Source organism: Methanosarcinales archaeon, assembly GCA_014859725.1.
Lineage (GTDB): Archaea > Halobacteriota > Methanosarcinia > Methanosarcinales > Methanocomedenaceae > Kmv04.
Map to the genome: position 1 here is coordinate 1 of JACUTQ010000240.1, position 2,383 is coordinate 2,383.

Genomic DNA, 2,383 nt, shown 5'->3' on the forward strand with positions numbered 1-2,383 from the left:
TGCAGAGTCCCAGAGGCAAAGCCATGATTTTCAAGTCCCAGACACATAAAGACATTAGGTCCTAAAATGTAGGACACTACCATTTTTTTATATTCATAGAAGCAAATAATGCAGAAATAATTAAAAAGCATAAACAACATTCTTATTATTGCCAGGGGGTTAGCAACATACCAGATCCAGCAATCCATCAATACGATATAATCATTATTCATAAAAGCCTGACAGGATTCAGGAGGGCCATCGAAGCGTTAAGATCCGGGTTTAACACTGCAGTCATCTAGAGGTGCATCCTTTGCGCTTACACTCGGTGGCAGCTCAGGGATCGACTCCAGGGAGAAGGATAACGATTCAAGCAGACACATCTGCCCGAAAGGGGTCCCACCCAACCTCACCATCGGACAGGCACGGCTAAGACTTCCAAAGATAGGGAAAAAGGATCCTGAACAATGAAGAAAACCATTCTTTGTCTGGTCCTGTTCTATTGTATCGGAACAGGTCTGGGCCATGTACCAGTGATTGCCGGTGATAACGAAAGACTTGAAATGGCCACACTTATCCATGATCCTCTCAAATCCTGGGTAATATATGATGAACTCCATAAAGCCGGAGAAGCCCATTATTTTCAGTTCCATTTGCAGCAGGGGCAGAAGCTCCATGTTAGTCTTTTTACTCCCGGCGAGAACAATTTCACTCCTACGCTTGTGGTCATGGGTCCTGGCATTTCATCCCTGGGGACGATCCCCGGTTACATTGAAATCCCAGGGGATGCAGGAGTTCTTGTTGTTAAAAGCAGATATCCCGGCAAAGCATCATACGAACCGTTCACTCCGGCTGCTCATTATAATGTAATGGATATGGATATGGTTGTTAATGAAACGGGTACCTATTATATTGCTGTGTATGAACCATCGCTCAGAGGCTCCTATGGACTGGCAATAGGTTACAGGGAAGAATTTGGATTTATGGAATGGATACGTGTTCCATGGGATGTTATCACGATCCACCTATGGGAGGGTCAGCCTCCTGGTTTTATATTTGCCCCCATGCTGGCAGTCCTTGTCATCGGATTGTTCTTCCTGAACCACATCCGAAATAACCTGTTCGGCTGGATTGGTTATTTTGCAGGACTGTTCTATATTGGCGGCAGTGCTATGACGATGATACAGATGCTTATTGCTTTTAGCCGGGCTGCACCCACATCCCAGGTGTTCATCACCCTGTTCTTTGTTATTGTTCCCATCATTGCGGGAATTGTCATAATTAGAATAGCTACACAGGAGAGGATCGATCCGAAAACCAGGGTAACAATGACTTTGCTCGGTATTGTGGGTCTCTTCACATGGGTCGGCCTTATTATCGGGCCTGTTCTGGCCATTGGAGCAAGTGTGCTGCCTTCTGCAAAATGAGATGGAAACAGGGGCTAACCAATGGGCAGGCAGAAACTTCAGAATCTTGAAACAGGAATTTCCTAAACTGAAGGTGCATTCATAGTCTTTGGGCTCTGAGTTGCTGGAAGCATAGGTCATGGAGGGGATGGCGTTGAGAAATATATTACAGGAAAAGATCGAAAGTGACGATAATTATAGGATTGGGTTGGATAGAAATAAATTCGAAATACTTAAATTATGCAAGATGTCAAAGATATTTACATCAATTGAGGATTAGAATCTAAACCCCTTGATGTATTTCTGAGGATCATTAAATAAAAACCTTTATATGCCAAAAAACGTTAACAAGCCCAGTATCCTTCAAGTACGGGGTATAGTGACTTCAAAGAATAGCCATTCAACGCATACTTTTTGATTCTATGAACAGTGACATATTGAGAAATGGCAAAGCCAAAATTACAAGAACCTAAAAATTTTTGCGTTTTTGGATTCCCTAATTTGTCACTCCATCTTCATCTTTCTACTATGCGGGATTAGATGCCCCGTTTTTTCCAAAACGGGGTCTGTGACTGCGGGGTGGCTGGTTCATGCTCGATTTAATATGCGTGAGTCAATAAGAAATCTAAATATCAAACAAGCAGGTGCACAACTTTGGTAATATCTTAGAGGTATATTTTTATACGTAAGAAACTAAATACTATTCATGTCTGAATCACAGATATTGCATAAAATTTCAAACGATATTGAATTTTTGAAAGACCAAATGCTTAATCTACAAAGAGATATCAGCGAAATTAACGCAGATCTTCACCGCTTACGTCCTGAATATAGAAAAAAAGTGGAAAAAATATTAGATGAAGGCGTTTTTGAGACTTATTCCAGCTTTGATGACCTGAGGCACGAAATTGAAAATGTATAAGCTTGGCATTGAATCCAATTTTGTAACTATTCAGCCACCCTATTAACAATTTACGTTTTAAAAAAACACGTAAACC

2 protein-coding genes are annotated in these 2,383 nt (G+C 41.4%); both read left to right on the forward strand.

Annotated features, from left to right (window positions below; translation table 11 throughout):
- The first annotated feature begins 446 nt into the window (after nucleotides 1-446).
- Nucleotides 447-1,406 (forward strand): hypothetical protein, encoded by a 960-nt coding sequence (locus tag IBX40_12705; protein MBE0525170.1) that lies wholly within the window; start codon nucleotides 447-449, stop codon nucleotides 1,404-1,406.
- A 685-nt stretch (nucleotides 1,407-2,091) separates the two neighbouring features.
- Entirely contained in the window at nucleotides 2,092-2,307 is a 216-nt protein-coding gene (locus tag IBX40_12710; GenBank protein ID MBE0525171.1) for a hypothetical protein, read from the forward strand.
- The last annotated feature ends 76 nt before the right edge of the window (nucleotides 2,308-2,383 follow it).

What these genes read in the sequence shown, in the direction of transcription:
- IBX40_12705 (MBE0525170.1), top strand. Translation starts at nt 447, where the DNA reads ATGAAGAAAACCATTCTTTGTCTGGTCCTGTTCTATTGTATCGGAACA.
- IBX40_12710 (MBE0525171.1), top strand. Translation starts at nt 2,092, where the DNA reads ATGTCTGAATCACAGATATTGCATAAAATTTCAAACGATATTGAATTT.